The organism is Mycobacterium sp., assembly GCF_039583805.1.
GTDB lineage: Bacteria > Actinomycetota > Actinomycetes > Mycobacteriales > Mycobacteriaceae > Mycobacterium.
This window is the reverse complement of the sequence record NZ_JAVKSH010000183.1, coordinates 1-3418: the sequence shown is the minus strand read 5'-3', so window position 1 is coordinate 3418 and position 3418 is coordinate 1. Positions and strand designations below refer to the sequence as shown.

The window sequence follows — 3418 nt, the reverse complement described above, 5'->3', positions numbered from 1 at the left end:
CGTAAATTCTCCGGCGACCTCGGCAGACTCCTGGTAACCGGACTCGCCCACCCGGCGCAGCGCGGTGAGTGTGACGGGCGGGCCAAGCTGCACGATCCAGTAGTGCTCGACCGCGGCCTCGGCGTATTCGGACCGCTTGGTGACGGTATCGGTCCGCCGGGAGCCCGGGGAAAACACTTCGACCGCCACCAGCACATCCGAACCGTTCAGCCTCTGTTCCGGGCCAGCTTTGCGCGTGATCACGACATCGGGAATTCGCACCGTGGGCGGGTGAGCGGCATCGACGCACACCTCGAAGTCGATGATCGCCTCCAGGTCAGCGGGCAGTTGGTCGTCGAGTTGCTTCGCGATGCGAAATACGGCCCGCGCGTGCGGCCGCAACGGCCGCGGCGTCACGATGAGCACGCCCTCCTGCAACTCGACATGCGCGCCGTTGTCCTCCGGCAGCGCCTCCCAGTCCTCAAGGGACAGCAGCTTCGGCAGGTGAACGCTCGTCATCGCTTCTGCGCCTCCTCGCAACGCCGTGCTGTCGAGTCAAGGTTAGCCATCTGCGCTGGCCACCAGGCATATTCCTCCGACGCGGGCAGGCCCGGCACAGTACCTTGCGTTGGCGCGCATGGTGAACAATGCCGGCCAGTCACCACTCAATGTCATCGACAGTCCTGGCCTGCGCGGCCCCGCCCCAGGTCGAGCGCGATCCCGCCACGCCGTCACCCCGAAATTCCCAGGTAAGCCCGCAAATCTGCGTCAGACTCCGTGCCCGGCGACACCGCCGCACACGCATCGTCGGCGCCGGTGTCCCGGCATGCGATGCTCGGCGGGCTGGGTCTGCAGCCGCCGGCCGCCGTGGCGAGCAACCTCCCGGCCGCCAACGCCGACAGCGGCCACCGACTCCGGACCCGGCACCAAGCCGCGGTGCTCGACGCCGACGGCAAGGCTGAAACGGGCGGGGTACGTGGCGCCCCTGTGCCGCCGGCGGTCAAACCCGAATGATCGCGAGGTTCGACGCGCCCTCGAGGGCGGCGAAATCGTCGTCCCGGGTGACAACGGGCAGTCCACGCGACGCCGCAATGGCCGCAATCCACAGATCGTTGATCCGCACCCGCCGACCGGTCTCGGCGAGATGGACCCACAGCCGGGCCCACATCCGGGCCGCTTCGTCGTCGACTGGCAGCGTTTCCATGTCTCCAATGGATTCCAGCGTTGCCAGGCGTCGCGCCCTGATGTCAGAATCCGTCGCGACCAACACGCCGGTATGAAGTTCGGCAAGGGTGACGACGGTGGTTGCGACCTCGTCGGGGATCAGCGCCTCGTCGAACTGCCGACCGCTTTCGGTTGCAATGAACACCGAGGTGTCCAGCACTCCGGCTGGGCACGGCGTGCTCATCAGGCCGGTCCGAGATCGTCGGTGGTGTCGCCGGCCAGCATCGCAAGGTCCTGGCGCAGCCCGGGATCGGCTTGAGCGCGCCGCGATCGCGACAGGAACTCTGCTCGACCCAGCCAGCGCTTGCGCTGTGGCCGAACTGCGGTGAGGACCGCGACCGGACGGCCATTCACAGTGATGGTGACGTCCTCCCCCTCCCGCACGCGGCGAAGCACTGCGGCGGTGTCGTTGCGAAGCTGACGGGACGCCACTTCAGACATGCTACGACTGTAGCACCACTGTAGGCGTCGGGCGGTTGTCCAGGAACATGGGTCAGCACACTCTGGGGTGACCGAGGAGAACTTCGGTGCCACCTTGGCGCTAACCATCAAGGACGAGTCGGTCCACGAGGCCGTCCAGCAAATCGCGATAATCACCGGTGAATCCCAGGCCCAGGCTGTGGCGCCCGCGGTGCACGCACGTCTGGCCCAACCGCGAAAGGACGATCCCGCGACCGGGCTCATGGCCATCGGTCACAAGACCGCCAGCCAGATGAGCCCCGAGACCCAGCGCCTGGACCACGGCGCGGTGCTGTACGACGACCGCGGGCTCCCAACGTGATCGAGGCCGTGACGACCTCGTGCAGGAAGCCGAGTTTGTGGTCGAACCCGTTACCGAGCGCCTGGCCCGCCTGGCCCGCCACGCCTACGCCGATTTCGGCGACGGCAGCGGCGGCAGCACCGCCAGCCGGCCATCCATCCGACAGCAGCTGCGGCAGCGGCCCGCCCGGATCCCGGGTCATCCCCTATCCAACGCAGTGTTACACCAATGCCGTCGGTGTTACACTTCGCAGATGCCCACCAACCACCGGCGCCACGCCATCACAGAGACCGACGACATCACGAACGCGCTGGAGATCGCCCGCCACACGTGGCCCGAGCTCGCCGACAGGCCGGGTGCGCTGCTGCGTCAACTCATCCTCGCGGGCCGGAACACCCTCGTGTGCGAACACGCTGAAGTCATTCGGCGACGCCGGCAAGCGATCGAGAAGACCAGCGGCGCACTGGGCGGCGTCTTCGGAGCTGACTACCTCAAGGAGCTGCGTCAGGACTGGCCAGAGTGATCATCCTTGACGCGAGCGTCTTGATCGGGCATTTCGAGCCGGCCGACGCACACCATGCCGACGCGACTGCTCTGCTGCGGGCGCACTCGCGGGAGTCGTTCGCCGCCAACGTGATCACGCTTGCCGAGGTCTACGTCGGCGCCGCCCGAGCGGGGCGAGCCGACAAGCTGCACCGGCTGCTGGGACGGTTGCAGATCGAGAGCCTGGAGCTGCCGGCCCGCGCTGCCCGCCGCCTCGGCGAGTTGCGCGCCACCACCAAGCTGAAGATGCCGGATTGTTGCGTGCTCTACAGCGCGCAGCAGCACAACGCCGCGATCGCCACCTTCGATGACAACCTCGCCACCCGGGCAGCCGATCTGGGGTTGACTGTCGCCACGAGCGAACCGTAGCCGGGCCCGCCGCACTCAACACGTCAGCCACGGCCGTCTGCACCACTTTCACGATCCGGCGGCGCGGCCGGGCTTTCTTGTCAGAAGCCGTCGTTACGTTGGGGTCACACAGTTGCTGATGTATCCGTGAACGTCTTTGACACCTGTTGCCGCGGTGTGTCGCATCGGTTCAGCCAGCTTGGCGAGGAGATGGGTGTCGCGGTCGTCGAAACCGATCTCCCCGCATCTGTCCGGTCGGCTCTGCGCCGCAACGGCAATCGCGTCGATCATTCTCATGACGGCGCGCGTCCGCAGACTGACGCGCTCGCCGGCCGTCACGAAGTCAGCGCGGCTACGCCGTGTCACCCGTTGTGACCGACATTCGATGCATAGACAAGATGCGGTGACACGGTGTCGGCGGTCACGAGCTCATGCCCTGCGCGACAAGCGTAAGCAAGGTCGGTGCCGCGCTCCGGTGTGAGCACCTGAAAATCTGTCGAGTGTGCGATTTCGTACGCGACGCGCCGGCGCTGGCGTAGCAAACCGCACACTCGACGAATAGCT

General features: G+C 66.9%; 8 protein-coding genes. 4 read left to right on the top strand and 4 right to left on the bottom strand.

Annotation, left to right across the window (positions count from 1 at the left end; genetic code table 11):
- Positions 1-498, bottom strand: a 498-nt coding sequence (locus ABDW21_RS16710) for a Uma2 family endonuclease (RefSeq protein WP_343710768.1), incomplete at its 3' end; no start/stop codon positions are given.
- 258 nt (positions 499-756) lie between these two features.
- On the opposite strand from ABDW21_RS16710, the gene ABDW21_RS16705 reads away from it, so the two are divergent.
- Positions 757-993, top strand: coding sequence for a hypothetical protein (locus ABDW21_RS16705; protein WP_343601380.1), 237 nt, complete (start codon positions 757-759; stop codon positions 991-993).
- Here ABDW21_RS16705 and ABDW21_RS16700 read toward each other — a convergent pair.
- Positions 980-1387, bottom strand: coding sequence for a type II toxin-antitoxin system VapC family toxin (locus tag ABDW21_RS16700; RefSeq protein WP_343601381.1), 408 nt, complete (start codon positions 1385-1387; stop codon positions 980-982). The genes ABDW21_RS16705 and ABDW21_RS16700 overlap by 14 nt on opposite strands.
- The gene (locus ABDW21_RS16695) at positions 1387-1644 is read right to left on the bottom strand and encodes a type II toxin-antitoxin system prevent-host-death family antitoxin (RefSeq protein ID WP_343601383.1); all 258 of its coding nucleotides are present in this window, start codon (positions 1642-1644) and stop codon (positions 1387-1389) included. The genes ABDW21_RS16700 and ABDW21_RS16695 overlap by 1 nt, the downstream gene beginning before the upstream one ends.
- A 94-nt stretch (positions 1645-1738) precedes the next feature.
- On the opposite strand from ABDW21_RS16695, the gene ABDW21_RS16690 reads away from it, so the two are divergent.
- From ABDW21_RS16690 to ABDW21_RS16680, 3 genes are all read left to right on the top strand, one after another.
- Complete coding sequence (locus ABDW21_RS16690; protein ID WP_343601402.1) at positions 1739-1984, top strand: type II toxin-antitoxin system VapB family antitoxin; 246 nt, start codon at positions 1739-1741, stop codon at positions 1982-1984.
- Positions 1985-2216: 232 nt separating this feature from the next.
- Positions 2217-2486 carry a hypothetical protein gene (locus ABDW21_RS16685; RefSeq protein WP_343601385.1) on the top strand — a complete coding sequence of 90 codons (270 nt, stop codon included), beginning with the start codon at positions 2217-2219 and terminating at the stop codon, positions 2484-2486.
- Entirely contained in the window at positions 2483-2875 is a 393-nt protein-coding gene (locus tag ABDW21_RS16680) for a type II toxin-antitoxin system VapC family toxin (RefSeq protein WP_343601386.1), read from the top strand. Before ABDW21_RS16685 ends, ABDW21_RS16680 begins: the two co-directional genes overlap by 4 nt.
- Positions 2876-3216: 341 nt before the next feature.
- On the opposite strand, the gene ABDW21_RS16675 is transcribed toward ABDW21_RS16680, so the two are convergent.
- Positions 3217-3418 (bottom strand): hypothetical protein (locus tag ABDW21_RS16675; protein ID WP_343710767.1); only part of this gene is annotated, 202 nt, incomplete at its 5' end.

Excerpts from the sequence above, each read along its gene's own strand:
- ABDW21_RS16700 (WP_343601381.1), bottom strand. The coding sequence starts at position 1,387 with ATGAGCACGCCGTGCCCAGCCGGAGTGCTGGACACCTCGGTGTTCATT.
- ABDW21_RS16695 (WP_343601383.1), bottom strand. The coding sequence starts at position 1,644 with ATGTCTGAAGTGGCGTCCCGTCAGCTTCGCAACGACACCGCCGCAGTG.
- ABDW21_RS16685 (WP_343601385.1), top strand. The coding sequence starts at position 2,217 with ATGCCCACCAACCACCGGCGCCACGCCATCACAGAGACCGACGACATC.